The organism is Nocardiopsis changdeensis, from assembly GCF_018316655.1.
In the GTDB taxonomy this organism is placed as follows: Bacteria; Actinomycetota; Actinomycetes; order Streptosporangiales; family Streptosporangiaceae; genus Nocardiopsis; species Nocardiopsis changdeensis.
Map to the genome: position 1 here is coordinate 650,550 of NZ_CP074133.1, position 23,648 is coordinate 674,197.

The 23,648-nt window shown below is 75.2% G+C and carries 25 protein-coding genes; 10 read left to right on the forward strand and 15 right to left on the reverse strand.

Annotation, left to right across the window (positions count from 1 at the left end):
• Positions 1–60: 60 nt before the first annotated feature.
• Genes KGD84_RS03160 through KGD84_RS03170 form a run of 3 tightly spaced genes read right to left on the reverse strand, consistent with a single transcriptional unit; the run spans position 61 to position 692 of the window.
• A complete protein-coding gene (locus KGD84_RS03160; RefSeq protein ID WP_220564619.1) occupies positions 61–261 on the reverse strand; it encodes a hypothetical protein in 201 nt (66 codons plus the stop codon).
• A 20-nt stretch (positions 262–281) separates the two neighbouring features.
• Positions 282–473, reverse strand: a complete 192-nt coding sequence (locus KGD84_RS03165) for a hypothetical protein (protein WP_220564620.1) — start codon at positions 471–473, stop codon at positions 282–284.
• A 15-nt stretch (positions 474–488) separates the two neighbouring features.
• Positions 489–692 carry a hypothetical protein gene (locus tag KGD84_RS03170; protein ID WP_220564621.1) on the reverse strand — a complete coding sequence of 68 codons (204 nt, stop codon included), beginning with the start codon at positions 690–692 and terminating at the stop codon, positions 489–491.
• A gap of 274 nt (positions 693–966) precedes the next feature.
• On the opposite strand from KGD84_RS03170, the gene KGD84_RS03175 reads away from it, so the two are divergent.
• Positions 967–1,404, forward strand: coding sequence for a CoA-binding protein (locus tag KGD84_RS03175; protein ID WP_220565490.1), 438 nt, complete (start codon positions 967–969; stop codon positions 1,402–1,404).
• A gap of 87 nt (positions 1,405–1,491) precedes the next feature.
• On the opposite strand, the gene KGD84_RS03180 is transcribed toward KGD84_RS03175, so the two are convergent.
• The gene (locus tag KGD84_RS03180; protein ID WP_220564622.1) at positions 1,492–2,058 is read right to left on the reverse strand and encodes a dihydrofolate reductase family protein; all 567 of its coding nucleotides are present in this window, start codon (positions 2,056–2,058) and stop codon (positions 1,492–1,494) included.
• A 179-nt stretch (positions 2,059–2,237) separates the two neighbouring features.
• On the reverse strand, positions 2,238–3,104 hold the full coding sequence (locus tag KGD84_RS03185) for a DMT family transporter (protein ID WP_220564623.1): 867 nt from the start codon (positions 3,102–3,104) through the stop codon (positions 2,238–2,240).
• A 291-nt stretch (positions 3,105–3,395) separates the two neighbouring features.
• Between KGD84_RS03185 and KGD84_RS03190 the strand changes: the two genes are divergently transcribed.
• Both KGD84_RS03190 and KGD84_RS03195 read left to right on the forward strand, forming a co-directional pair.
• Positions 3,396–3,596 carry a hypothetical protein gene (locus KGD84_RS03190; RefSeq protein ID WP_220564624.1) on the forward strand — a complete coding sequence of 67 codons (201 nt, stop codon included), beginning with the start codon at positions 3,396–3,398 and terminating at the stop codon, positions 3,594–3,596.
• A gap of 429 nt (positions 3,597–4,025) precedes the next feature.
• Positions 4,026–4,724, forward strand: a complete 699-nt coding sequence (locus KGD84_RS03195) for a hypothetical protein (protein ID WP_220564625.1) — start codon at positions 4,026–4,028, stop codon at positions 4,722–4,724.
• A gap of 72 nt (positions 4,725–4,796) precedes the next feature.
• Here KGD84_RS03195 and fusA read toward each other — a convergent pair whose 3' ends face one another.
• Together fusA and KGD84_RS03205 are read right to left on the reverse strand one after the other, a co-directional pair.
• Complete coding sequence (gene fusA / locus KGD84_RS03200) at positions 4,797–6,902, reverse strand: elongation factor G (RefSeq protein WP_220564626.1); 2,106 nt, start codon at positions 6,900–6,902, stop codon at positions 4,797–4,799.
• Between the two features lie 181 nt (positions 6,903–7,083).
• Positions 7,084–7,278 (reverse strand): DUF1918 domain-containing protein, encoded by a 195-nt coding sequence (locus KGD84_RS03205; protein ID WP_220564627.1) that lies wholly within the window; start codon positions 7,276–7,278, stop codon positions 7,084–7,086.
• A 193-nt stretch (positions 7,279–7,471) separates the two neighbouring features.
• On the opposite strand from KGD84_RS03205, the gene KGD84_RS03210 reads away from it, so the two are divergent.
• Both KGD84_RS03210 and KGD84_RS03215 read left to right on the forward strand, forming a co-directional pair.
• On the forward strand, positions 7,472–8,389 hold the full coding sequence (locus KGD84_RS03210) for an ABC transporter ATP-binding protein (RefSeq protein WP_220564628.1): 918 nt from the start codon (positions 7,472–7,474) through the stop codon (positions 8,387–8,389).
• On the forward strand, positions 8,386–9,186 hold the full coding sequence (locus KGD84_RS03215) for an ABC transporter permease (RefSeq protein WP_220564629.1): 801 nt from the start codon (positions 8,386–8,388) through the stop codon (positions 9,184–9,186). Before KGD84_RS03210 ends, KGD84_RS03215 begins: the two co-directional genes overlap by 4 nt.
• A gap of 49 nt (positions 9,187–9,235) precedes the next feature.
• On the opposite strand, the gene KGD84_RS03220 is transcribed toward KGD84_RS03215, so the two are convergent.
• The 4 genes from KGD84_RS03220 to KGD84_RS03235 all read right to left on the reverse strand — a co-directional run bounded on the left by KGD84_RS03220 (position 9,236) and on the right by KGD84_RS03235 (position 13,342).
• Complete coding sequence (locus tag KGD84_RS03220; RefSeq protein WP_220564630.1) at positions 9,236–10,504, reverse strand: alpha/beta hydrolase family protein; 1,269 nt, start codon at positions 10,502–10,504, stop codon at positions 9,236–9,238.
• 89 nt (positions 10,505–10,593) lie between these two features.
• Positions 10,594–11,271 (reverse strand): response regulator, encoded by a 678-nt coding sequence (locus tag KGD84_RS03225; RefSeq protein WP_260697184.1) that lies wholly within the window; start codon positions 11,269–11,271, stop codon positions 10,594–10,596.
• Positions 11,272–11,280: 9 nt separating this feature from the next.
• On the reverse strand, positions 11,281–12,876 hold the full coding sequence (locus KGD84_RS03230) for a sensor histidine kinase (protein ID WP_220564631.1): 1,596 nt from the start codon (positions 12,874–12,876) through the stop codon (positions 11,281–11,283).
• A 10-nt stretch (positions 12,877–12,886) separates the two neighbouring features.
• Entirely contained in the window at positions 12,887–13,342 is a 456-nt protein-coding gene (locus KGD84_RS03235) for a MarR family transcriptional regulator (RefSeq protein ID WP_220564632.1), read from the reverse strand.
• A gap of 69 nt (positions 13,343–13,411) precedes the next feature.
• Between KGD84_RS03235 and KGD84_RS03240 the strand changes: the two genes are divergently transcribed.
• Positions 13,412–13,951: a hypothetical protein gene (locus tag KGD84_RS03240; RefSeq protein WP_220564633.1), complete on the forward strand. Its 540-nt coding sequence runs from the start codon at positions 13,412–13,414 to the stop codon at positions 13,949–13,951.
• 92 nt (positions 13,952–14,043) lie between these two features.
• Positions 14,044–15,294 (forward strand): hypothetical protein, encoded by a 1,251-nt coding sequence (locus KGD84_RS03245; RefSeq protein WP_220564634.1) that lies wholly within the window; start codon positions 14,044–14,046, stop codon positions 15,292–15,294.
• An 18-nt stretch (positions 15,295–15,312) separates the two neighbouring features.
• Here KGD84_RS03245 and KGD84_RS03250 read toward each other — a convergent pair whose 3' ends face one another.
• Positions 15,313–15,897, reverse strand: coding sequence for a TetR/AcrR family transcriptional regulator (locus KGD84_RS03250; RefSeq protein ID WP_220564635.1), 585 nt, complete (start codon positions 15,895–15,897; stop codon positions 15,313–15,315).
• 81 nt (positions 15,898–15,978) lie between these two features.
• Between KGD84_RS03250 and KGD84_RS03255 the strand changes: the two genes are divergently transcribed.
• Positions 15,979–16,857 (forward strand): oxidoreductase, encoded by an 879-nt coding sequence (locus KGD84_RS03255; RefSeq protein ID WP_220564636.1) that lies wholly within the window; start codon positions 15,979–15,981, stop codon positions 16,855–16,857.
• A gap of 145 nt (positions 16,858–17,002) precedes the next feature.
• Here the strand turns inward: KGD84_RS03255 and KGD84_RS03260 are convergent, their stop codons facing one another.
• Positions 17,003–19,540 carry a penicillin acylase family protein gene (locus KGD84_RS03260; protein ID WP_220564637.1) on the reverse strand — a complete coding sequence of 846 codons (2,538 nt, stop codon included), beginning with the start codon at positions 19,538–19,540 and terminating at the stop codon, positions 17,003–17,005.
• Positions 19,541–19,735: 195 nt separating this feature from the next.
• Positions 19,736–20,725 carry a Fe2+-enterobactin ABC transporter substrate-binding protein gene (gene fepB, locus KGD84_RS03265; RefSeq protein ID WP_255647013.1) on the reverse strand — a complete coding sequence of 330 codons (990 nt, stop codon included), beginning with the start codon at positions 20,723–20,725 and terminating at the stop codon, positions 19,736–19,738.
• Between the two features lie 58 nt (positions 20,726–20,783).
• On the opposite strand from fepB, the gene KGD84_RS03270 reads away from it, so the two are divergent.
• Together KGD84_RS03270 and fes are read left to right on the forward strand one after the other, a co-directional pair.
• A complete protein-coding gene (locus KGD84_RS03270) occupies positions 20,784–21,248 on the forward strand; it encodes a MarR family winged helix-turn-helix transcriptional regulator (protein WP_220564638.1) in 465 nt (154 codons plus the stop codon).
• 28 nt (positions 21,249–21,276) lie between these two features.
• The gene (gene fes, locus KGD84_RS03275) at positions 21,277–22,590 is read left to right on the forward strand and encodes an enterochelin esterase (protein WP_220564639.1); all 1,314 of its coding nucleotides are present in this window, start codon (positions 21,277–21,279) and stop codon (positions 22,588–22,590) included.
• Between the two features lie 4 nt (positions 22,591–22,594).
• On the opposite strand, the gene KGD84_RS03280 is transcribed toward fes, so the two are convergent.
• Positions 22,595–23,632, reverse strand: a complete 1,038-nt coding sequence (locus KGD84_RS03280; protein WP_220564640.1) for a nitronate monooxygenase — start codon at positions 23,630–23,632, stop codon at positions 22,595–22,597.
• Between the last annotated feature and the right edge of the window lie 16 nt (positions 23,633–23,648).

The following is a 23,648-nucleotide window of genomic DNA, read 5'->3' on the forward strand; positions in this document are numbered from 1 at the left end:
GGGGCGGCGGGGCGGCGCGGTCCGGGGCGTCCGGACGCCCCGGACCGCGGTTCCCGATCGCTACGACATGGGCAGGGTCGGGTGGGTGCTGTTGACGCCGGCGTTGAACGCGTAGATCAGGGCGTAGCCGATGGCGACCCCCGCGGTCACGGCGGGGGTCGCCGTGACCGGGGCCTGCGTGGACACGGACCGGCCGCGGGGGTCGCGGATGTCGATGTCGGCCAGCGAGCCCGGGCGCGAGAGGAAGGAAACGTCGTTCACTGTGGCTCCAGGGGTCCGGACTAGCTCTGAGGCAGGGTCGGGTGGGTGCTGTTGGCGAGGGCGTAGCCCAGGGCCACACCGGCCGCGAGGCCCGCGGTCACGGCGAGGGGGGTCGCCGTGACGGGCGCCGCGCCGAAGCGGATGCTGCCGCCGTCGGTCTCGCTCAGGGCGTCCGCGCCGACAAGGGAGGCGGGGGGAGTCAGGGGGATCACTGCGTCTCCTGGTCTCTAGGAGTGGGGGAGGGTGGGGTGGGTGCCGCCGAGGGCGTTGACGAGGGCGCCCGCGGCGTAGGCGACGACGATCGCCCCGGCCGCCCCCACGACCACGGGGGTCGCCGTGACGGGAAGGCCGGACCGGAACACCCGGCCCTCGGCGTCCTCTTCCAGGGCACCGGGGACGATGCCCCAGTGCGGTCGGACCTGTGTCTGCATGCTCGCTCCTCACCACCGCGCCAGCGCGGTGCGACGTGTTCCGGGGCGCGCCCGGAAGGGGAACGGCCCCCGGGGGTTCCGCGGGGGCCGTTCTCACGATCGCAACGCTCGGTGCCGAAGTGAAGGCGGAACGTCGGCACGAGGCTGCCGCGCGCGGTGCAGCATGATGCAAGGGAGGAGCGCGGTCCCGCTCGGGCTCCGGTGCGGCGGTCGGGTGCCGGGCCGCGGCGGAGGAGGGGGAATCGGCGGGGACGCGGGGCTGTTGTCCACCGACATGACCGAGCCGTGGCTGGACCAGAAGACCATCGACCACCTCCTCGACGAGACCGGGACCTGGGCCGTGGTGGGCCTGTCGAACGACACCGGCCGCACCGCGTACGGCGTCGCCCGGGTGCTCCAGGCGAAGGGCAAGAGGATCGTCCCGATCCACCCGGGGGCCGCGGCCGCGGGGGAGGAGGTCCTGGGCGAGAAGGCCTACGCGACGCTCGCCGAGGCGGCCGACGCCGTCGGCGGCATCGACGTCGTGGACGTCTTCCGCCGGTCCGAGGCGGCCGGGGAGTTCGCCGACCAGGCCGTGGCGATCGGCGCCCGGGGGGTGTGGTTCCAGCTCGGGGTGGTCGACGAGGAGGCGTTCCGGCGGACGGCGGAGGCCGGTGTGCCGATGGTGATGGACACCTGCCCCGCCATCGAGTGGGGCAGGCGCGGCGCCTGACCGGGCCGGGGCCCGGGGCGCGGAGCGGCGCTTCGACGGGGCGGACCCGGGTTCCCGGGGGCGCTCGCAGCCGGCCGCGCGCCGGGGTCAGCGGACGACGTCGAACACCTGCTTCTGCATGCCGTTGGAGTACGCCTCGTGCTCCACGAGCCTGAGCTTGGTCATGTCCTTGTCGGCGTCGCTGAACAGCCGCTTGCCCGCGCCCAGGAGCACCGGGAAGACCAGCAGGTGGTAGCGGTCGACCAGGCCCGCGTCGGCGAGTCCCTGAGCCAGGGTGGAGCTGCCGTGGACGATGATCGGCCCGCCCTCGGTCTCCTTGAGGGCGGCCACGTCGTCCAGCGAGCGCAGGATCGTGGCGGGCCAGCGCTCGTCCTGTTCGGTGAGGGTGGTGGAGACGACGTAGCGGGGCATGGCGTTGTAGCCCTTGAACTCCTCGGTCATCGAGGGCCACACAGGGGCGAAGGCCTCGTAGCTGCGGCGGCCCATCAGCATGGCGGTCGCCTCGTCCTGCTCGGTGGCCTTGATCGCGTAGGCGGCCTCGTCGAACTCGACGGAGTTCACGGTCCAGCCGCTGTTGCGGTAGCCGGACTCTCCGCCCGGGGCCTCCATGACGCCGTCGAGGGAGATGAAGGCGGTGACGATCAGGGTGCGCATGATGTGTTCCTCGTTTCCGTTCGCACGTACACCCTCTCGTCGAACGGCTCCCGCGCGGATCGACACCGCGCCGGAATTTTTTTCCGGAGGTCCTCCTCCCCGGCGCGGACGCACCCCGGTGCCGCCGTACGCGGGGGAGGAGGACCCTCCCCGACCAGGCCCTGCGCGGGCGCGGACGCTCAGGCGGGGTGCGCGGCCGGGGCGGGGAGGCGTGCGGTGAGCAGGGAGATGCCGTAGGCGCAGCCCGCGGCGGCCAGCACCGCCGGGACGAGGCCGATCGGGCCGCCGAGGAAGGACTCGCCCATGAAGGCGATGGCGACGAAGGACGCCGCGACCGGGTTGACGACCGTCGTCACACCGAGCGGCGATCCGAGCTCCATGCCCTGGTAGGCGGCCTGGGCGAGGAACATCCCCAGGACGGCGACGACCGCTGTGCCCGTGGCCGCCGGGTGGGCGAGCGCGGCGGCCCCGTCGGTGCCGATGACGGTGACGGTGGTCTTGGCCAGGGCGGAGGAGACGCCGAAGGCGACCCCCGCCACGGCGGCGAGCAGGTGGCTGCGCCAGGCGGCCGGGCAGCGGCCGGCCGCCCAGGCCCCGGCGGTGAGCAGGGCCAGGGTGCCCAGGGTGACGGCCCACCCGTCGGCGACGGTGAGGGGGTCGCTGCGGCCGTCGGTCACCGACAGGGAGAGCAGGACCGCGACCGAGGCCACGACCAGGACCGCGCCCCCGGTCTGGCGGCGGGTCAGCCGCCGCCCGCCGAGGCGGGTCGCCCAGGGGATCGCGAAGACCAGGGCGAGGACGCCCAGCGGCTGCACCACGGTGAGCGGGGCGAAGGCCAGGGCCGCCACCTGGAAGGCGGCCCGGCCCCCGTTGAGGAGGATCGAGGTCCACCACAGGGGCCGTGCCAGCAGGGACGCGAGGGGGCCGCGTTCGATCAGCGGCTCGGGCACCAGGACGGCCAGCCGCCACTGGGAGACCGCGGCCGCGGCGTAGGCGACGCAGGACAGGGTGCCCAGCAGGGCACCGAGCCATACGTAGGGATCCATATCGGTCATCCTTGCGCGGACGCGCGGACGGTGTCGTCATACCGGGGGATGGTCCCGTGCGTCTTCGGTAGCGGGTCGGGCGGCGGACTCGGGGGCGGGGCGGGCGCCGGCCTCCCCGGGGGTGCGCGGGCCGCGTCGGCGGCCGCGCCGAGGATGCCGGCGTCCGGTCGGGGGAGGCTCGACCTCCCCGCGTGAAAGGTACCCCCGCCGCGGGCTCCGGACTCCGGACGCCGCGCGGCAGTCGGCTAGGATGCGCGGCATGCCCTGCACAGCACCCCTCGGAGCCCGCCGATGAACGCCGCCTCGATCGTGTCCTGGGTGCTCTTCGTCGCCGTCTTCGCGCTGGCGCGCGCGCTCACCCGGGAGCCGTACGCCGACCTGCTCGGCTCCGGGATCTCCGCGTCGCTCGCGTCCTTCGGTACCGCCGCGGCCCTGGGCCTGCTGGTCCTCTTCGCCGTCCAGAGGTTCGCCGCCCGCTCCCGCCGGGAGTGAACCCGGACACCGCGTCCGCGGGCGGCGGGACGGGGCGCGGGAACGCGTCCGAAGACCCCCGCCGATCCGTCCACCGGGTGGCCGGGAGGTAACGGAAGAGCCGCAGCACCAAGGGTTGTGGGTCTTTCCACGGCCGCGGGACCGTAGACTCCTGCGGGTGAGCAGAACGAGTCCGGGTCGGCGCCGGGCACCGCGGGGCGAGGGCGGCCGGCGGCGTGAGGGGATCCTGCGGATCGCCGTCGGGGCCGTCGCGGCGCACGGCCGCGACAGGGCGTCCTCCGCCGGGGCCTGTAGCCGGGCCGGGCTCACCCGGGCGGGCGCCCACTCCTTCGGACATGGTCCGCTCTCCACCGCCACGGACCCGCGCGCCGCCGTCCGCTCCCCCCGCCGTCCGGCCGACGCCGGCCCGTCCACCGGGGAGGGGGAGCGGTGAGGGAGGCGGTCGAGCGCCTGTACGCCGTGTTCGCGCGCCACCGCCTGGCCGCCCGCATCGACGGCTGCCCGCACTGCGTCACGGACGAGGACCAGCGCCTGCTGCGCCGCTCGCCCCTGCGCGAACTCGGCGAGGACGACCTGCGCCGGTTCGTGGCCAAGGTCCTCACGACCTGGGGCGGCGTCGACGACCTGCGCCACTTCCTGCCGCGCATCCTCGACCTCGCCCTTCCCGGCGGCGGGCACATCGACATCGACACGGTGGCCGCCAAACTCGACCTGGCCCGCTGGTGGCAGTGGCCCGCCGACGAGCGCGCCGCCGTCCGCGCCTGCTTCGCCGCCCTGTGGCTGCACACCCTGGACCGCGAGCCCGAGGAGCGCCCCGCCGTCCTGATCCTGGACACGCTGGCCACCGCCTTCGACGACCTGTCCCCGTTCCTGGAGGCCTGGTCGGACCGGCTGCGGCGCTGGGCCGACCACCCCCGGGCCCTGCGCCAGTTCGCCGACACGGCGGGGACCGTGGTGGCCACCTCGCCGACCGTGCGCCACCCCCAGGTGGTGATCTGGCTGCTCGACCTGATCCCCCTGATGGAGACCCTGTTCAAGGAGCTGGAGGACGTGGACGTCGGCCTGGCCGAGTCCGTCCTGGACACCCACGACCAGCTCGTCCTGCTGCGCGCCGCCCTCCGGTCCTGACGGCCCGCGCACGCGTGCCCGCGTGCCCGCACACGAACGGGCCCCGCCCCCCGGAAGGGGACGGGGCCCTGCCTACCGGCCGACCACCGCCGCGGCCACCGCGTCGGGCGCCTGCGCGTAGGAGTCGAACTCCATCACGAAGGACGCCCGGCCCGAGGTCCGGCCGCGCAGGTCGCCCACGTAGCCGAACATCTCCGCCAGCGGCACCGCCGCCGAGACCACGCGGGCCCCGCGCCGCTCCGCCAGCGACCGCACCCGGCCGCGCCGGGCGTTGAGGTCGCCGATGACGTCGCCCATGCAGTCCTCGGGCGTCGTCACCTCCACGGCCATCACCGGTTCCAGCAGCGCCGGGTCGGCCTGGGCCAGGGCCTCCCGCATGGCGTCCAAAGCCACCGTCCGGAAGGCCAGGTCGGAGGAGTCCTCGGTGTGGAACGCCCCGTCCAGCAGGCGCACCCGCACCCCGGTCACCTCGTACCCGGCCAGGACGCCGAGCCGCAGCGCGTCCCGGCAGCCCCTGTCCACGGCGGGGACGAACTCACGCGGCACCCGGCCCCCGGTCACCTCGTCCACGAACTCGTACCCGCCGTCGAACGGCTCGACGGCGATCCGCACCCGGGCGAACTGGCCCCGGCCACCGGTCTGCTTCCGGTGCGTGCGGTCCACCGCCGCGACCGCCCGCCGGATGGTCTCCCGGTAGGCGACGCGCGGACGGCCCACCCGGGCCTCCACTCCGAACTCGCGCAGCAGGCGGGCGACCTGGATCTCCAGGTGCAGCTCGCCCATACCGCCCAGGATGGTCTGGCCGCTCTCGGCGTCGGTGTGCACCCGCAGGGACGGGTCCTCCTCCGACAGCCGGACGACCGCCGACGACAGCCGGTCCCGGTCGGACCGGGACCGCGGCTCCACCGCGACCTCGATGACGGGGTCGGGGAAGTCCATGGAGTCCAGCACGATCGGGTCCGCCGCGTCGCACAGGGTCTCCCCGGTGCCGGTCCGGCGCAGCCCCATGACGGCGACGATGTCGCCGGCGACCGCCGTGGGGACCTCCTCGCGGGTCGCGGCGTGCATGCGGTAGATCTTGCCGATCCTCTCCTTCTCTCCCCGGAGCGGGTTGTACACCCGGTCGCCGGTGTCCAGCCGGCCGGAGTACAGCCGGACGAACGTCAGGCGGCCCAGGTGCGGGTCGCCCGTGATCTTGAAGGCCAGCGCCGCCAGCGGCGCGTCCTCGGACGGAGGGCGTGCGACCGCCGCGCCCGCGTCCCCGGGGCGGACCCCGACCGCCTCCCCCGCGTCGAGCGGGGAGGGCAGGTAGCGGACCACGGCGTCCAGCAGCGGCTGCACCCCCTTGTTCTTGAACGCGGTGCCGCACAGCACCGGCGTCACCGTCACCGGGCCGTCCACCGATCCGACGGTCAGCCGCCGGACCGCCGCGTGCAGCTCCGCCTCGGCGGGCTCCTCGCCCCGCACGTACAGCTCCATCAGCGCTTCGTCGTGCTCGGCGACCGTCTCCAGCAGACGGGCGCGCCAGCGCCGCGCCTCCCCGGCCAGCTCGTCGGGGACGGCGGCGACCTCGTACGCCTCGCCCGGGCCGGCGTCGGCCGGCCACACCAGGGCGCGCATGCCGACCAGGTCGACCACGCCCCGGAAGCCCGCCTCCGCGCCGACCGGCAGGTGCAGCACCAGCGGGACCGCGCCCAGCCGGTCGCCGATCATCTCCACCGTCCGCGCCATGTCCGCGCCGACCCGGTCCATCTTGTTGACGAAGCAGACGCGCGGGACGCCGTAGCGGTCGGCCTGGCGCCACACCGTCTCGGACTGGGGCTCCACGCCGGCCACCGCGTCGAACACCGCGACCGTGCCGTCCAGGACGCGCAGGCACCGCTCCACCTCGACGGTGAAGTCGATGTGGCCGGGGGTGTCGATGAGGTTCACGGTGTGGACCGCGCCGTCGACCGTCCACCGGCAGGTGACCGCCGCCGAGGCGATGGTGATGCCGTGCTCGCGCTCCTCCGGCAGGAAGTCGGTGGCGGTGGTGCCGTCGTGCACCTCGCCGACCTTGTGGGAGGTGCCGGTGTAGTACAGGATGCGCTCGGTGGTGGTGGTCTTGCCCGCGTCGATGTGGGCCATGATCCCGATGTTGCGGACCGAGGCCCGTCCCATCCTTGTGGTGGTGGCCATGTGTCCGTTCCTTTCTGCTCCGTCGGGGCGACCATCGGGCGGTGCGCGCATGCCTGTGCGGCCGTGGGTACGGCCTGCCGCCTGTTGGGAGCGTAGGCGCGGGGGCCCCGGCGGGCCACCGGTTTTCGGACACGCGAAGGGCGGCGGACCCGCGTGGTCCGCCGCCCCCGTGGACGCTCCGTCAGTCGACCGGGCGCCGGGGCTCCACTACCGTGTCCGGCCCCGGGTAGATGAGGCGTTCCGCCCCGTCCGGGAAGCGCACCAGGTAGGGAGGGCCGTCCTCGGCCCCGCGCACCTCGATGATCTCCCCGAGGTGCCGCCCGTCGCCGCTGGTGACCCCGTGCGTGCGCAGGTGGTCGCCGACCTTCGCGTGCATGGTCCTCCCCCGTTTCCGCCGGTCCCCCCGACCGGCCCGTACCGGGGGTCTACCCGGACCCCCTCCCACCCGAACCGGACCCCGGGGCGACCCCTACGCACAAAGGGATAGCCGGGTCCCGACGAACCTCCGATGCGCCGGCGGGCCGGCCGGACGGACGCTGTACGGGACCGACGAGACGAGGAGGCCGCACATGCTGACGGTGCGGGAACTGACCAAGCGCTACGGGGACAGAACGGTGGTGGACGGGCTCACCTTCACGGTGGAGCCCGGCCGCGTGACCGGCTTCCTGGGTCCCAACGGGGCCGGCAAGAGCACCACCATGCGGGTGCTGCTGGGGCTGGCCGCGCCCACGTCCGGAGAGGCGCTGGTCGACGGCCGCCCCTACCGGGACCTGGACCGGCCCGCGCTGCGGGTGGGCGCCCTGCTGTCCACGGGCTCCGCCCACCCCGGGCGCACCGCGCGGGCCCACCTGCGGGCCAAGGCGGTGGGCACCGGTGTCCCGCGGAGCCGGGTGGAGGAGGTGCTGGAACAGGTCGGGCTGTCCGACGCGGCCGACCGGCGGGTGGGCGGCTACTCGCTGGGCATGCGGCAGCGGCTGGGGGTGGCCGACGCGCTGCTGGGGGACCCCGGCGTGCTGGTCTTCGACGAGCCCGTCAACGGACTCGACTTGGACGGGGTGCGGTGGATGCGCGCGCTGGTGCGGCGGATGGCCGACGAGGGCCGCACCGTGTTCGTCTCCAGCCACCTGATGAGCGAGATGGAGGCGGTCGCCGACCACCTCGTGGTCATCGGGCGGGGACGGCTGATCGTCGACGCCCCGCTCACCGAGGTCATCGGCGCGTGGTCGCGCACCCACGTGGAGGTGCGCACTCCCGACCCCGGGACCCTGCGGGAGCGGTTGGAGCGGCGCGGCCCCGCGGTGCGGGTGGAGGACGGGCCCGGCCTGCTGCGGGTGTTCGGCGCCCCGGCGGCCGAGGTCGGCGACCTGGCGTACGAGGCCGGCGTCCGCGTCCACGGCCTGCTGACCAGGGAGGCGTCCCTGGAGCAGGCCTACCTGGAGCTCACCGGCGAGGCCGTGGAGTACGGGTCGACGGGAGGAGCCCGATGAGCGGGACCAGGGGCCGGTACCCGGCCGAGCTGGGCCGGGAGTCCGCCGCGGAGTGGATCCGCCTGACCTCCCTGCGCTCCACCTGGTGGGCGGTGGCCGCGGCCCTGCTCGGGATGGCCGTGTTCGCCGCGCTCATGGGGTTCACCGAGCTGTCGCGGATCGCCGAGAACCCCGACGAGGCCGACTCCCTGGCCTACGCCCGGCTGCTCTCCCAGGGGCACTTCTACCTGGTGCAGTTCACGGTGCTCACCCTGGCCGCGCTGGCCGCCACCGGCGAGTTCGGGGACCGGGGCGTCACCGGGACGCTGCTGGCCCGGCCGGACCGCTCCCTGGTCCTGGCCGCGCGCACGCTGGTGGTGGCGGTCCTGGCCGGGGTGGTCGGTGTCCTGGCCACCGTTGCGGGGGCGGCGGTCCTGGCCGGGTTCATCGGCCGGTACGCGGCCCCGGACCCGGCGGCGCTGGCCGGGACGGCGCTGGGGGCGGGGCTGTGCATGGCGCTGTTCGGTGTCCTGTTCACCGGGGTCGGAACGGCGCTGCGCAGCGCCCCGGGCACGTTCGTGATCGGGTTCCTGCTGCTCCTGGGGCTGCCGATGGTCCTCCAGCTGTCCGGGAACCCGGTGCTGGACGACCTGGCGGCCCTGGCCCCGGGCACCGCGGGGATCGAGTTCTACGCGGGCGGCGATGTCGGTTTCTACACCGCGCCGCACGACGGGCCGGTGAACATCGTCGTGGTGGCGGGGTGGGCGGCCGCCGCCTGGATCGTCGCCCGCGCGGAGTTCCGGGTCCGCGACGTGTGACCGACCGCCGGCGCCCGGCCCGCACGGGCCGGGCGCCGACGCGTTCCCGTCAGTGCTCGGTGACCTCGGTCACCGCGGGCGCCGGGTCCGGCAGCGGGGACGCCCCGCCGCGCAGGTGGTGGTCGAAGAACGCCGCCAGGTGCGCGCGCTGGGCGGCGACCGACTCCTCCGGGTCCACGGTGCCCAGTCCGCCGCGCACCGCGTTCCGCCAGGCCGCCGAGGACGGGGAGAAGGCGTCCTCCAGCTGCGGGGCGATCCACTGGAGGTCCGTGGACGCCATGTGCTCCCCGTCGGACATGTACACCTCCAGGACGGGCGCGCTCGACGCCTCGACGAACAGCCGCCAGTCCGGGGAGTGGTCGGAGTGGTGGGGCAGCCCCTCGTCACCGCTCGCCCCGGCCCCCATCAGGGCGAACGGCCGGGAGGCCCCGGCCAGGGTCGCGTCGGACCACTCCTCGTCGCCCACGTGGTAGGCCAGGCTGCCGTCCATGTTCACGCCGGCGTCGACCCGGTCGTCCACGAGCATCGTCTCCGCCGTCGTCACCCCGCCCAGGGAGTGGCCGAACATGCCCACCCGCTCCATGTCCAGGGCGTCGGCCAGCCCCCGGGGCAGCGGGTGCCCGGAGTCGTCGGCGGCGCCCTCCCCGGCGGCGAACCCCTCCAACCGGTCCAGCACGAACCGGGCGTCGGCCAGGCGCACCCCGCCGGCCAGCCTCCGGTTCCCGGTGTCGTTGGTGGGCAGGGCGGTGCGCAGCAGGCGCCCGTCGGGCAGCTCCACGACGAGTGCCTCGTAGGGGTGGTCCATGGCCGCCACGACGAACCCCTGGGAGGCCAGGTCCTCGCCCAGGGCGGTGTACTGGTGCCGGGACATGCCCATCCCGGGGGAGAAGAGCAGCACCGGCAGGCGCGCGTCCACGGCCTCGGCGTCGAGCCGGGAGGCCGTCCGCGCCCCGGCCGCGTCGACGGCGTCGCGCGGGATCCCGTACTGCTCGAAATCGCGCTTCATCGTCTCGGCGAAGGACGCCGGGACGTACGGCGCGGGCTCCCCGCCGCCCCGGGCCGGGTACCAGACGTCGACCACGACATCGCGGTCCTCGGCGGCCGGGACCCAGGGGTGGCCGCGGTCCGGGTCGACCAGGTGCAGGGTGGTGCGGCCGGTGGGGTGCGGGCCCGTGGGCGCAGGGGGTTGGAGGACGACCGGCTCGGGGTCCGTGACGGCGGACAGCGCGGTCGGCGCGGACAGGGAGGCCGCCAGGACCAGCGCGGCGCACAGCAGGGCGCGGGTCCGGACGGCACGGGGTGTCTGTGAACGTGTCATGCCCGCATGCTCCGCCGCCCCGGCCCCCGGGCGCATCGCCCGGACGGCGGCGGCCGCCTAGGCACAAAGGGGTAGGGGGAGTCCCGGGGTCAGAGCAGCCCGGCCTCGTAGGCCAGGATCGCGGCGCGCACCCGGTTGTCCACGCCGAGCCGGGTCAGGATCGACCCCACGTGCACCTTCACGGTCCCGGCCGCGATGTCGAGCCTGCGGGCGATCTCGTCGTTGGAGCAGCCCTCGCCGACCAGCGCCAGCACCTGGCGTTCGCGGGCGGTGAGCCGGTCCACCCGCTCCCGGGCCCGCGTGCTGCGGGACCGCCGCGGGGAGGAGGCGTCGAGCAGGCCGACCACCCGCCGGGCCACATCGGGGGACAGGTAGGCGCCGCCGTCGGCCACGGCGCGCAGCCCGGCCACCAGCTGGTGCGGGTCGCCGGTCTTGAGCACGAACCCGTCGGCGCCGCCGGACAGCGCACGTTCGATGTAGGCGTCCTCGCCGAACGTGGTCAGCACGACCACCGACGTCGCCGGGTGCGCGGCCGCGATGGCCTCCGCCGCGTCCAGGCCGTTCATCCGCGGCATGCGCACGTCCATGAGCACCAGGTCGGGCTGGTGCTCCGCGGTCAGGGACACCGCCTCGGCGCCGTCGGCCGCCTCGCCCACCACCTCGAACCCGGAGGCGGCGGACAGGATCGCGCGCAGCCCGGCGCGCATCATCGCCTCGTCGTCGGCCAGCAGGACGCGCAGCGTCCGGGTGCCGTTGCCCGTCTCCACGCGCACACCCTACTCGTCGGCCGAGGCCTCCCGGTCGATCTCCTCCTTGGACACCAGGACCCCGTCGGCGAAGCACAGCCGGTACACCGGCGGCAGTCCGTTCTCCTGGTGCACCAGCTGGTACCGGCAGTCGGCCCCGGGCGGCTCCGGCGGCGCGCCGTCCACGGACCGCTCGGGGTAGGCGTACCGGGGCAGCAGCTCCTCGACCTGCGCCCGGGTGTCGCCCACGTGGATCCGCTCGTAGTCCTCGGGGGGCAGCACCGAGTTGCTGCTGTTCCACCACAGCAGGGCGAACCCGGCCCCGACGGCGGGCAGCGCGATGGCGACCGGGATCGCGACCGCGGCGAGCACGCTCCGGCGGGCCCCGGCGCGGGCCTCCTCCCGGGCCAGCCGGATGACGGAGTGCGCGGGGCCCCCGTCCCCGGGTTCGCCGTCGGGGACCTCGGCGCGGACCGCGAACCCGGAGCCGGGGCGGGGTGCGGCGTCCAGGGTCCCGCCCAGGGCGGCCACCTCGGCGCGCAGTGCGGCCAGCCCGGTCCCGGCGCCGGGCACCGCGGGGGCCCCGCCCGGACCGGCGCCGGTGTCGTCCACCTCCACCCGGGTCGGCCCGCCGTCCCGGACGACCCGCACGGTCACCTCGGCACCGGGGGCGTACCGGGCGGCGTTGGTGAGCGCCTCGCGGACCAGCCGCCCCACCGCCCGGCCGCCGGGGGTGCGGGGGTCGGGGTCGGGGCCCTCGCGCAGCAGGCGGACGCGCATGCCCGCCTCGACCGCCCCGGAGACCAGTTCGGCGACCGTCTCCACGTCCTCGCCGGCCGGCCCCTCCCGCAGCACGCCGATGGCCTCGCGCAGCCGCAGTGTGGTGGCGTGCGCGGCCTCGCGCAGCCCGGCGGCGGCCTCGGCGCGCTCGGGGGAGTCCTGCGAGGCCATCTCCAGGGCGGCGGCGCGCACCGCGAGCAGGGCCAGGTCGTGGCCGAGGGAGTCGTGCATGCGGGCGGCGATCCTGGCGCGTTCCCGCAGCCGGGCGCGCTCGGCCTCGGCCGCCCGGGTGCGCTCCATGTGCTCGGCGATCTCCCAGCCGCCCCGGATCAGCCGCGCGCGCTGTTCCAGGTACCGGCCCAGCAGCCAGGGGACGAGCAGCATCGCGACCAGGCCGAGTACCAGGCCGAGCACGTCCACCAGGCCGGACAGCAGGTCGCGGGTTCCGACCCCGGCCATCACGGCGGCGCCCGTGTACAGGGTGAGGACGATCAGGGCAGCCGTCACCGCCATGGAGGCGAAGGGCCCGGGGCGGCCCGAGCGCCGCCCCGCCAGCAGGGCCAGGACCCCCAGGGAGACGAACGGGGAGAGCGGCAGGGACTCGGGCAGGGTCGCCGCCTCCGCGGTGGCGGCCGCCAGGGCGACCGCCGTCGCCGCGTCGGGCCGGCGCCGGGACAGGACCACGGCCGCGGTCAGGGCGAGGAGCAGGGCCCCCGCCTCCCACCACGGGAATCCGCCGTCGAAGCCGGAGAGCTCGGTGACGGTGAGGCCGGCGAGGGCGGCCCACAGCGCCAGGTCGGCCAGGGCGCGGCGCGGGACGGCGGAGCGGTCGGCGGGCGTGCTCATGGCTCCGAGACTAGGCCCCGCGCAGGCGGGCGGTCTCCTCCTCCAGGAGCCGGCGGGTGAGGGCGATGTAGTCCAGGACCGCGTGGCGCTCGTCCTCTCCGAGGCCGGCCATGAAGGCGGCGGTCTCCCGGCCCAGGCGCGCGTAGGCGTCGCGTTCGGCGGGGGCGGCGCCGGAGAGGGGGCGGACCAGGACGCGGCGGCGGTCGCCGGGGTCGCGGAAGCGCTCGACCAGCCCGGCGGCCTCCAGCCGGTCGACGACGGCGGTGGCGGCCCCGGCGACCACCCCCAGCCCGGCGGCGATCGCGCTCAGGGTCATCGGCCCGTCGCGGCGCACCAGGCCCAGGGCCTTGTGGTCGGTGGCGCCCACGCCCAGGCGGGCGCCGAGGGCGTCGTGGAAGAGGACGACGGCGGTGCTGAGGTCCCAGCCCGCGCGGTCGCCCGCGGGTTCCTGCGGTGCGGCGGTCACGGGCCCACCCTACCGCGATCCTTCATCGCATCGTATAGTTCAAAACAATGAACTATTCAATGAGGTGAAATGATGATCGCCGTCGCCCGCGCCGCTCTCCTGTGGGCCCTGCGCGCCTACGCCCGCCACGCCCCGCTCGTGCTGGGCCTGTCCCTGGTGCCCACGATCCAGCGGTTCGCGCTCATCGTCCCGGGCAGCCCGCTCACCGGCGGCCCGGGGATCGCCTCCGAGGCCGTCGCCCAGGGCTCCCGGCTGGTCCTGTTCGCGGCCCTGCTGTGGATCGCCGCCCGCGAGGTCCTGCCCGCGGACCGGCGGACGCCCGCCGGGGCGTGGGCCGCCTTCGCGGCCGGCATCACGCCCCGGCTCGGCCTGTTCCTCGGCCAGTTCGCCTTCCTGGCCGCGGCCTTCGCGGTCTTCGACCTGGTGCCCGACGCGGCGATCGGCCTGTGGGTGCCCGCGGCCGAACGGCCCTGGGTGACCGCGACCGTGGTCGCCGCCAAGAACCTCACCGTCATCGCCCTGACCTTCGCCTGGCTGGCCGGGCTCTTCCGCGAGTTCGCCCTGCTGGGCGAGGCCGACCGGGCGGACGGCGCCCCCGCGCCGCGGTGACCGCCCGCCCCGGGGTCCGCACCGTTCCGGCCCCGGCCTCTGTCCTGGGCGGGCGGTAGCCTGCGGCGGACCGACGATGTTCAGGAGCGCACATGGCCCGCACCGCAGACCGCCTGCCCCACCCCGAGACCCTCTGGTCCTTCGCCGCGGCCAAGGCGGCCGTCGCCGCGGGGATGGGCTCCTTCTGGCCCGAGGGGCGCCGCATCGCCGAGGACGGCTCGCTGGTCCTGGAGGACGGGGGCGGCAACTGGTGCCGGCTGGTCCGCGTCGAGGGCGGCCGGTTCCTGCTGGTCGGCTGGGACCGGTCGGGCGAGACCACCAACCCGTACCGGACGCCGACGAACCTCTTCGCCGACGCGCCGGCCTGGCTGCCCTGGGAGTGGATCGGGCGCGCCGAGGAACGGAGCGCGCTCGGGTTCGCCTACTGGTGGGACGGCCGGGAGTGGGCGCGCTCCGACTACCCCGGGGACGTGAAGGAGGACGGCGTCGGCTACCACACCGGCCCGTACCGCGACGCGGCGAGCGCGACGGAGGGGATCGGCGGCCTGCTGGAGGACGGCCACCTCACGGAGCTGGAGGAGTGGGAGGACGCGGGGCAGGAGGAGTTCGACGCCTTCCGCGCCCGCGTCGGGGAGCTCATGGAGGCCGTCGGACACCGCGCCGTGACCGGCGCGGACCTGGGGTTCCTGTCCGACATCCCCTTCGACGCCGACGCCGCGATGTCCGTGCTCCGCCGGGCCGGGGTCGCCGCCGGGACGTCGCCCGAGGCCGTCCCGGTGCCCGCCGGGACGGAGGTTCCGGCCGAGCGCCTGCGCGTCCGCAGGCTCTCCGACCGGGAGTGGTGCCTGCTCGTCGAACCCGTGATGCGGGCCTGCCGCGAGCGGGAGCGCCCCGCCCCGCCGGAGACCGGACCCCTGCGGGAGCTCTCCGACGCCCTGCGCGCCCTGGCCGCCGACCACGGCGGCGCGGTCACCTACACGGTGTCGATGGGGGAGTGGTCGGCCTCCCCGTCCCTGGCCGCCGCCGACGGCTCCCGGCTGGACGTGCCCCCGGGCCTGCCGGACTTCACGCTGCGCCGCGCCGAGGCCCACCCCGAGCACGGGCGCTGGTTCTTCCTGCGGGTCCGGGCCACTCCGGAGGCGGTGGAGGTCGACCGCGCCTACGACCACTGGCCCGAGTGGGCCGGCGAGCACTTCGCGATCGGCGGCGGCGTGCCCGTCGGCGACGTCGCCGCCGAGATGGAACGCCGCGACCCCCGCTGGCGGCCCGACTGGGTGTGGCTGCTGGACGAGGAGGTCGTGTACGACCCGCCGGCCGACCCCTTCGCCCGGCCGGAGCGCTGACGGCCCGGACCGCCGCCGTCAGCGGGGGAGGAGGCCGGAGGCCAGCACGTCGATGACCCCGGGCAGCAGGGCGTCGGCCTCCTCGGGCGCGGTGGTGGAGTTGAACGCCGCGAACCCGTGCAGGGCCGCCGCCACCGTGAACGCGACGACCTCGGGATCGCCCGCGGTGATCTCCCCGGCCCGCTGGCCCTCGGTGATGATCCCCATCATGGTGTCCAGCAGGCGCCCGACCGCCGCCGTCAGCTCCTCGGGGGCGTCGGGTTCGTGCTTGCGCGAGTACATGAGGTCGAGCAGGGCGGCGTTGCGCAGGGCGAACGACACGTACACCCGGGCCAGGGCGAGCAGTCCGTCGCGGGTGTCGCCCGGCTCCGCGGCCGCCGCGGCCAGCTGAGAGGTGAGGCGCTCGAAGCCGTTGAGCGCGAGGGCGTCGAGCAGGGCCGACTTGTCCCGGAAGTGGCGGCCGGGCGCGGCGTGGCTCACCCCGGCCTCCCGCGCGAGTTCGCGCAGGGACAGTGCGGCGGGGCCCCGCGCCGCCAGGGCGCGCTCGGCCCCCGCGAGCAGGGCGGCCCGCAGGTCGCCGTGGTGATAGGGACGATCGGTCATGGGTCCAGCATAAACGGATGTTGTCGACGCCATCATTGTTGTCATTGACAACTTTGCCGACCGGCGCCTACCGTGGGGGACATGAACAGCACACCGGTCGCACTCCCCGACCTCACCGGCACCACGGCCGTCGTCACAGGCGCCAACAGCGGCCTGGGCCTGGAGACCGCCCGCGCCCTGGCCCGCCTGGGCTCCCGTGTCGTCCTGGCCGTGCGGGACGAGGACAGGGGACGGGCCGCCGCCGCGGACATCCCCGGCGAGACCGAGGTGCGCCGCCTGGACCTGGCCGACCTGTCCTCCGTGCGCGCCTTCGCGGAGGCATGGAGCGGCGACATCCACCTCCTGATCAACAACGCCGGGATCATGGCCGTCCCCAGGGGCCGCACCGCCGACGGGTTCGAGCTGCAGTTCGGCACCAACCACCTGGGCCACTTCGCCCTCACCAACCTGCTGCTGGAGCACGTCACCGGGCGGGTGGTCACGCTCTCCTCCGGGCTGCACGCCTCGGTCCGGGGGATCCGCTTCGACGACGTGGACCTCGAACGCGGCTACACGCCCTACCGGGCCTACGGCCAGTCCAAGCTGGCCAACCTCCTGTTCACCCTGGAGCTCCAGCGCCGCCTCACCGAGGCCGGCTCGCCCGTGCTGTCGGTGGCCGCCCACCCGGGCTACGCCGCCACCAACCTCCAGAGCCACGGCGCCGGCGTGCTGTTCCGGACGCTCCTCACCCGCGTCGGGAACCGGCTGTTCGCCCAGAGCGCCGCGGTCGGGGCCCTGCCCACGGTCTACGCGGCCACCCAGGAGATCCCCCCGGCCGGGTTCGCCGGGCCGCGGGGGGCCATGCGGGGCGCGCCCGGCCTGTCCTGGCGCAGCCCGGCCGCCCGGGACGGGGCCGCCGCCCGCCGCCTGTGGGAGCTGTCGGAGGAGCGCACCGGCGTCTCCTTCCCCCTCAAGGCCTGACCGGGAACGGAACGGGGCCCGCGCCGTCGGCGCGGGCCCCAGGGCGTGTTGGGCGGATCGTGCCCGCTCCCGGCACCCGGCGCAAGCGCCGGGCCACACGAAAGCATCCACCGAACACGCCCTCGTCCGTCCTCCCGCGGGACGCCTACGGCACGAGGGTCAGCTCGTCCACCGCGGCGGCGCGCACCGCGTCCTCGCCGAACACGAACGGCATCGTCTCCCCGCGGGCCCACGGCTCCAGCTGGTCGTCGTAGTTCGGGTGGAACGCGTGCCCCGAGTTGCCGGTCAGGTGCACCCAGGTGGACGCGTCCCGGTCCGACAGGTCGACCACCATCCGCATCGACGGCACCGCGGTGATCGCGTACCCCTCCTTGTCGTCCCAGCCGGTGGCGTTGACGATCGCAGACCCGCCGGAGCTCTCCACCGGGCCCCGGTTGAACAGCCACTCGACCACCCCGATGCCCGAGGTGCCGAACGACTGGTGCGTCGCGGTCAGGGTGTGCAGGTCGCCCCAGCGCCAGTCGGCGGGGTCGTCGCCCAGCAGCTCCGTCAGCTCCTCGGCGGCGGCCTCCATCGCGGCGGCCAGCACCGCGTCGCGGCCGTCCGCCTCCTCTCCCGCCCACCAGGCGGAGCCGGGGTCCTCCAGCAGGGTGCCCACCACGTACATGCCGCGCGAGTTCCCGGTCATCTGCACCGGGTCCAGCTCGTCGAACAGCAGCGGCAGCAGGTGCCGCCAGGTCGCCTGGTAGAAGGCCGCCCCCGCCGAGTCGGGCTCGGTGTACAGGTCCCAGTCGCGCAGCAGGTCCTGCCCCTGCGCCGCGACCCCCGCCACCTCGACGTCCAGCAGGTGGGGGACGATCGCCTCGGCACCCAGGTGGTAGGAGTCCATGTGGATCTCCGACATGTCCCCGCCGGTCACGGGGCCCTCGGCCACGGCCTCCTCCAGCAGGTCGTTGATGCGCTGGGAGCGGTAGCCGTAGTCCCAGTCGTCGGTCAGGAAGTGCGGGTAGTCCGCGTCCACGCCGGACTGGTTGGCGGTGACGACGAACCCGGACTCGGGGTTGTACACGCTGGGCAGGTCCTCGAAGGGGATGTACTCCTCCCAGTCGTAGGCGGAGTCCCAGCCGGGCGCCGGGTAGCGGCCGTCGCCCTCGCCCCGGACCGGGACCGTGCCGGGCGCCTGGTAGCCGATGTTGCCCTCGTTGTCGGCGTAGACGAGGTTCTGCGCGGGGACCGAGAACCCGCTCGCGGCCCGGCGGAAGTCCTCCCAGTCGCGGGCGCGGTTCATGACGAACAGGGCGTCGGCGGTGGTCCCGGGCGACAGCGCGGTCCACTGGAGGGCCACCGCGTACCCGGCCCCCTCCTCGGCCCCCTCGACCTGCGGGTCCTCGGCGATCCCGGTCAGGTCGGCGCCCGCGGCGGTGTCGGACAGCAGCGGGCCGTGGTGGGTGGAGCGGACGGTGATCTCCACGTCCTCGCCCCCGGCGACCTTCACCGTCTCGGTGCGGGTCTCCAGCGGGCGCTCCTCACCGTCGACGATGTAGGAGTCGCCCTCGATCCGCTCGACGAACAGGTCCATCACGTCGGGGTTGAGGTTGGTGAAGCCCCAGGCGATCGACTCGTTCTGGCCGATGACCACGCCGGGCAGCCCGGAGAACCCGAACCCGGCGACGTCGAACGGGCAGGTCTCGCTCAGCTCGGTGCAGTGCAGGCCCACCTGGTGCCAGGTGGAGGGCATGGCCGCGCCCAGGTGGGGGTCGTTGGCCAGCAGGGGCAGGCCCGACTCGGTGTGCTCGCCGCCCACGACCCACGAGTTGGAGCCCAGGTCGGGGCTGCTCCGCGGGCCGAGCATCTCGGGCAGGGCCAGCGCCCCGTCGTACACGGCGCCGACGGCGGCCACGGCCTCCCCGGGCAGTTCGGGGGCGCGCCGCGCGTCCTCGGGGTCGCCCTCGGGTGCGGTGTCCAGCAGCTCGTCGGTGTCGGTGATCGGCCGGTGCTCCTCGTAGGGGTACTCGGGGTACAGCTCGGCGATCTGCTCCTCGGTGAACCCGAGGCCGAGCAGCTGCGCGCGCTCCGTCTCCTCGCGCATGTTGCCGCCCAGGTCCCAGGCCATGGCCTTGAGCCAGGCCAGGCTGTCGACCGGGTCCCACTCCTCGATGGTGTGGCCGCCGTTGAGCACGCCGAGCAGCGCGTACTCCAGGCTCGCCGCGGCCCCGTCGTTCTCCGCCAGCCAGGCGTTGACCCCGGCGGCGTAGGCGTCGAGGTAGCCCCTGGTCTCGGGCTCCAGCAGCTCGTACTCCTGCTCGGCGACGTGCCGCCAGCCCATGGTGCGCAGGTAGACGTCGGTCTCCACCTGGGCCTCGCCGAAGAGCTCGGCGGTGCGGCCGGACGTCACGTGGCGGCGGAAGTCCATCTCCCAGAACCGGTCCTGGGCGTGCACGTAGCCCTGGGCCATGAAGAGGTCGTGCGCGTCGCCGGCGTACACGTGGGGGACGCCGTACTCATCGCGCAGCACCGTGACCTCGGCGTTCAGCCCGGGGAGGGCGATCTCGCCGGAGGTCTGCGGGAACGACCTGCGCACGGTCCACACACCCAGTAGCGCGCCGACCAGGGCGAGTACCACCACAGTCGACAGAACACCCAAAAGCACACGAAAAAGGACACGCTTCCGCAATACACCCATGGCGGAACCTTAGGGTGTGGCAGGTCACAGGCTCTAGGGCCGAGCGGCCGGAGAACCCAATTGTTACCTGCGGGTAAAAGAATCCGGTCCCGTAGGCGGCGCGCCGGTGTCGGCCGGCGCCGCGAACGGGCCCCGGCCGGTCCCCGGGCCGGACGCGCACGGGGGCGGAGGGCCCGCCCCCGTGCGGGGCGGTCCTCAGGAGGGGAGGACCTCGGTCAGGCGCTCGGCCAGCAGGGGGACGCTGTAGTAGTCCATCCGGAACGACGACGGGCCCAGGGTGAAGGCGCGCTCGTCCTCCCAGGCGGGCAGGCTCTCCAGGATGGGGGCCGTCTCCAGGTAGGAGTCGAGCTCGTCGCCCTGCGGGTTCACGAACAGCAGGGTCGCGTCGCCCAGGGCGTCGGCGTTCTCGGGGGCCACGCCGACGATGTCGGTGCGCGCGCCCTGGGTGCTGTCGGCCGCCGCGTCCTCGGGCAGCTCCTGGAGGGTCAGCCCCAGGTCGGTGGCCAGGCGCCCCTGGGCGGACTCGGCGGTGAACACGTTGAACCCGTTGGGGGTGACGCTGAGGACGGCCACCGGCTGCTCGGTGGAGATCCGCGCCGCGGACTCCTCGACCAGGGCGTCGTACTCCCCGGTGATCTCCTCGAACCGGTCGGTGCGGTCCAAGGCCCGGGCGTACTGCTCGGTCAGGTCCACCCAGGAGACGTCGCCCTCGCCGTAGACGACGGTGGGCGCGATCTCGGAGAGCTTCTCGTAGGTCGCCTCGTCGACGGCGTCCGCCCCGAAGCCGTTGCCGACGATGAGGTCGGGCCCGGCGGCGGCGACCGCCTCCAGCGAGATCTCGGGGCCGGGCAGCGGTTCGACACCGCGCTCCTCGGCCACCGGGGCCCACTGGGCGAAGAAGCCGTTGTCGTCGGTGAGGGCGCTGGGGGTGGTGGTGCCGGCGGCGACCACGGGGACGTCCAGGCTCAGCAGGACCGGGGCCGCGGTGACGCTGACGGCGACCACGCTCTGGGGGTCGGCGGGGATCTCGGTCTCGCCGTAGATGTGGGTGACGGCCCGGATCTCCCCGGTGTCCGTGTCCTGCGCCCCGGCGGCTTCGGAGCCGCCCCCGGTTCCACAGGCGGTGAGGGCCATGGCCAGGGCGGCGCCGACGGCTAGGCTGTGCAGGAGCTTTACTTGCTTCATGACAAGCATATTTAGGTATGGCTATCCTAAATGTCAACTTCCGGGAAGTGAGGGACGGATGACGGCGACGTCGCCGACCGGTCAGAACGCACCCGCCGGGACCGCACCCCGCAGGCCCTCGACACGGGACGCGGGCGAGGCGCTGCTGCGCGTCGCCCACCGGGTGGAGGGACTGCTGTCCGAGCTGGCCGCGGAGCACGGGCTCACCGCGTTCCAGGCCCGCGCCCTGCGCGCGCTGCACGACGTCTCCTCCCAGGGGGCGCTGGCCAGGCAGCTGGGCTGCACCGCCTCGCGGATCTCGGTCATCACCCGGGAGCTGGAGGAGCGCGGCCTGGTGAGGAAGACCGCCTCCATCAGCGACCGGCGCATGCGGATGGCGCGGCCCACGGCGGAGGGCACCCGGATCGTCGAGGCCATCGGCGCGGGGCTCACCGCCCGGTCCCCGCTCAGCGCCCTGTCCGAGGACCGGGTCGCCGCGCTGTTCGACCTGATGTCCGAGGTGGAGGGCGTTCCTGAAGCCTGAACCCGAGTACGACCGAGGAGGGGGCCGCATGCGGACCCACACGATCCCCCCGCGCCTCAAGCGCACCGTCCGTCCCGAACGGGTGCCCACACCCTGCGCGGCGGAGGCCGCCCGGGACACCGCGGGGTTCTGGGAGTCCGTCCGGCGCACCGGCACCCCGCTGGTGGGCGAGGCCGACGCCGAGGGCCGCCGCACCGTCACCTTCCTGTGGCGGGGCGGCGACGAGCTCGCCGACGTCCTGCTGGTGGCCAACAAGATCGCCGACGCCGACTCCTACGACCACAACCGCATGGAGCGGATCCCCGGCACCGACGTCCGGCACCTCACCTACCGGATGCGCGGCGACTGGCGGGCGTCCTACACCATCGCGCCGATCCCCGCCGGCGCCGGGCCGGGCGATCCCGCCGCCCTGCCCGAGATGCTGCGCATCCGCCGCGAACGCGCCCTGGCCGTCTCCGACCCGGAGGACCGGCCGGCCGTCGCCCGCTGGTTCGCCGCCCTGGCCCACGCGGTCGCCGACCCGCTGGCCCGCGAGCAGTCGGACGGGGGCCACTCCGTGGTGTCCCTGCCCGAGGCCCCCGTCCCACCGGCCGGCGACCCCGGCGCGCCCGCGGGCCGGGTGGAGGAACGGGGGTTCGCCAGCGCCGTCCTCGGCGACAGCCGCCCCGTGTGGGTGCACGAACCCGCCCGCAGGCCCCCCGGCGGCCGCCCCTGGCCCGTCGCCCTGCTGCTGGACGGCCGGGACTGGCACGCGGACCTGCCCCGGGTCCTGGACGGGCTCGTCCACGCCGGGACCCTGCCGCCGATGCTCACCGTCATGGTGGACTCCCTGGGCTTCGCCTCCCGCAGCGAGCAGCTGGCCTGCTCGGACGACTTCGTCCGCGCCCTGGGCGGCGAACTCCTGCCCTGGCTGGGCGAGCGGTACCGGATCACCGCCGACCCCCGGCGCACCCTCGTCGCCGGGCAGAGCCTGGGCGGGCTCACCGCGATGCACGCCGCCCTCACCGACCCCGACCGGTTCGGCCGGGTGGCCTCCCAGTCGGGCTCGTTCTGGTGGCCCAACGTGGCGGTGGCCGGAGGGGAGAGCGAGCGCACCACCGCCCGGGTCGCCGTCGCCGACCGCCTCCCGGACCGCGTCCACCTCTCCGCGGGCACCCACGAGTGGTCCCTGCTCGACCCCAACCGGCGGCTGCGCGACGCCCTGGCCGCCCGCGCCGCGGACCTGGGCGGCGACCCGGGCGCCGTGCTGCTGGAGGAGTACCACGGCGGACACGACCGCGCCTGCTGGCGGGCCGGGCTGCCGGCCGCCCTGGCCTTCGCCACCGGCGACTGGGAGCGCTGACCGGTCAGAGGCGGGCGCCCGCCTGGGCCGCCTCGCGGCGCAGGCGCGCCACCACCTCGGCGGCCGGGTCGTCGGTGGCCCGCCGGAAGCCGGTCCCGGCCCACAGCGCCATGCCGCCCGTGTCGGAGGCCCGCGCCGCGGCCGCCCGCAGCGGCCGGGTCATGTGGTGCAGCTCCGGGTAGGCGTACGGGGCCTTGGGGTGCTCGATGATGAACCGGTTGACCAGGCCGCGCGCGGGACGCCCGGTGAACGCCCAGGTCAGGGTGGTCTCGGTGAAGTCGGGGTCGATCAGCGCCAGCTTGTGGGCGGGCTGGGCCCCGCTCTCGGGGCAGCGCAGGAACGCCGTGCCCAGCTGCACCGCCGCCGCGCCCGCCTCCAGCACCGCGGCGGCCTCGCCGCCCGTCATGATCCCGCCCGCGCCGATCACCGGGACCTCGACGGCCCCGGCCAGCGCCGCCACCAGCTCCGCGGTCGGCAGTTCGCCGCCGCGCGTCGGGTCGAACGCGGCCCGGTGCCCGCCGGCCTCCGCCCCCTGAGCGCACAGGCCGTCGGCGCCGCGGGCCACCGCCAGCAGCGCCTCGTCCACCGAGGTGACGGTGACGACCACCGCGGACCCGGCCTCCTGGAGGCGGCGCAGCACGTTGCCGTCGGGGCAGCCGAACGTGAAGCCCACGACCGGGACGCCCAGCCGCTCCAGGAGGTCGATCTTGGCCTCCCATGCGTCGTCGTCGTGGACCGGCTCGCCCGGGGCCGTCCCGTGGCGTTCGGCCTCGGCGCCCAGCTCCTCGCGGTAGTCCCGCACCGCGGCGGGGTCGCCGGCGGGCCCGGGCACGAACACGTTCACCCCGAACGCCGCCACCCCGAGCCCGCGCACCCGGGCGACCTGCTCCTCCACCTGCTCCGGCGCCAGGTACCCGGCGGCCAGGAACCCCAGGCCCCCGGCCCGGGCCACCGCGTCCACCAGCTCCGGAGTGGAGGCCCCGCCCGCCATGGGCGCCTGGACGAGCGGCCGTTCCCGCAACAGATCCGACAGATGGCTCATGATCCCCCCGCTCTTC

Bases quoted from the DNA above. Each gene is read 5' to 3' on its own strand.
- KGD84_RS03205 (WP_220564627.1), bottom strand. From the start codon at position 7,278: ATGCACGCGAAGGTCGGCGACCACCTGCGCACGCACGGGGTCACCAGC.
- KGD84_RS03260 (WP_220564637.1), bottom strand. From the start codon at position 19,540: ATGGGTGTATTGCGGAAGCGTGTCCTTTTTCGTGTGCTTTTGGGTGTT.
- KGD84_RS03210 (WP_220564628.1), top strand. From the start codon at position 7,472: ATGCTGACGGTGCGGGAACTGACCAAGCGCTACGGGGACAGAACGGTG.
- fepB (WP_255647013.1), bottom strand. From the start codon at position 20,725: ATGAAGCAAGTAAAGCTCCTGCACAGCCTAGCCGTCGGCGCCGCCCTG.
- KGD84_RS03215 (WP_220564629.1), top strand. From the start codon at position 8,386: ATGAGCGGGACCAGGGGCCGGTACCCGGCCGAGCTGGGCCGGGAGTCC.
- KGD84_RS03240 (WP_220564633.1), top strand. From the start codon at position 13,412: ATGATGATCGCCGTCGCCCGCGCCGCTCTCCTGTGGGCCCTGCGCGCC.
- KGD84_RS03270 (WP_220564638.1), top strand. From the start codon at position 20,784: ATGACGGCGACGTCGCCGACCGGTCAGAACGCACCCGCCGGGACCGCA.
- KGD84_RS03280 (WP_220564640.1), bottom strand. From the start codon at position 23,632: ATGAGCCATCTGTCGGATCTGTTGCGGGAACGGCCGCTCGTCCAGGCG.
- KGD84_RS03180 (WP_220564622.1), bottom strand. From the start codon at position 2,058: ATGCGCACCCTGATCGTCACCGCCTTCATCTCCCTCGACGGCGTCATG.
- KGD84_RS03190 (WP_220564624.1), top strand. From the start codon at position 3,396: ATGAACGCCGCCTCGATCGTGTCCTGGGTGCTCTTCGTCGCCGTCTTC.
- KGD84_RS03175 (WP_220565490.1), top strand. From the start codon at position 967: ATGACCGAGCCGTGGCTGGACCAGAAGACCATCGACCACCTCCTCGAC.
- KGD84_RS03245 (WP_220564634.1), top strand. From the start codon at position 14,044: ATGGCCCGCACCGCAGACCGCCTGCCCCACCCCGAGACCCTCTGGTCC.
- KGD84_RS03230 (WP_220564631.1), bottom strand. From the start codon at position 12,876: ATGAGCACGCCCGCCGACCGCTCCGCCGTCCCGCGCCGCGCCCTGGCC.
- KGD84_RS03250 (WP_220564635.1), bottom strand. From the start codon at position 15,897: ATGACCGATCGTCCCTATCACCACGGCGACCTGCGGGCCGCCCTGCTC.
- fes (WP_220564639.1), top strand. From the start codon at position 21,277: ATGCGGACCCACACGATCCCCCCGCGCCTCAAGCGCACCGTCCGTCCC.
- KGD84_RS03185 (WP_220564623.1), bottom strand. From the start codon at position 3,104: ATGGATCCCTACGTATGGCTCGGTGCCCTGCTGGGCACCCTGTCCTGC.
- fusA (WP_220564626.1), bottom strand. From the start codon at position 6,902: ATGGCCACCACCACAAGGATGGGACGGGCCTCGGTCCGCAACATCGGG.
- KGD84_RS03220 (WP_220564630.1), bottom strand. From the start codon at position 10,504: ATGACACGTTCACAGACACCCCGTGCCGTCCGGACCCGCGCCCTGCTG.
- KGD84_RS03170 (WP_220564621.1), bottom strand. From the start codon at position 692: ATGCAGACACAGGTCCGACCGCACTGGGGCATCGTCCCCGGTGCCCTG.
- KGD84_RS03255 (WP_220564636.1), top strand. From the start codon at position 15,979: ATGAACAGCACACCGGTCGCACTCCCCGACCTCACCGGCACCACGGCC.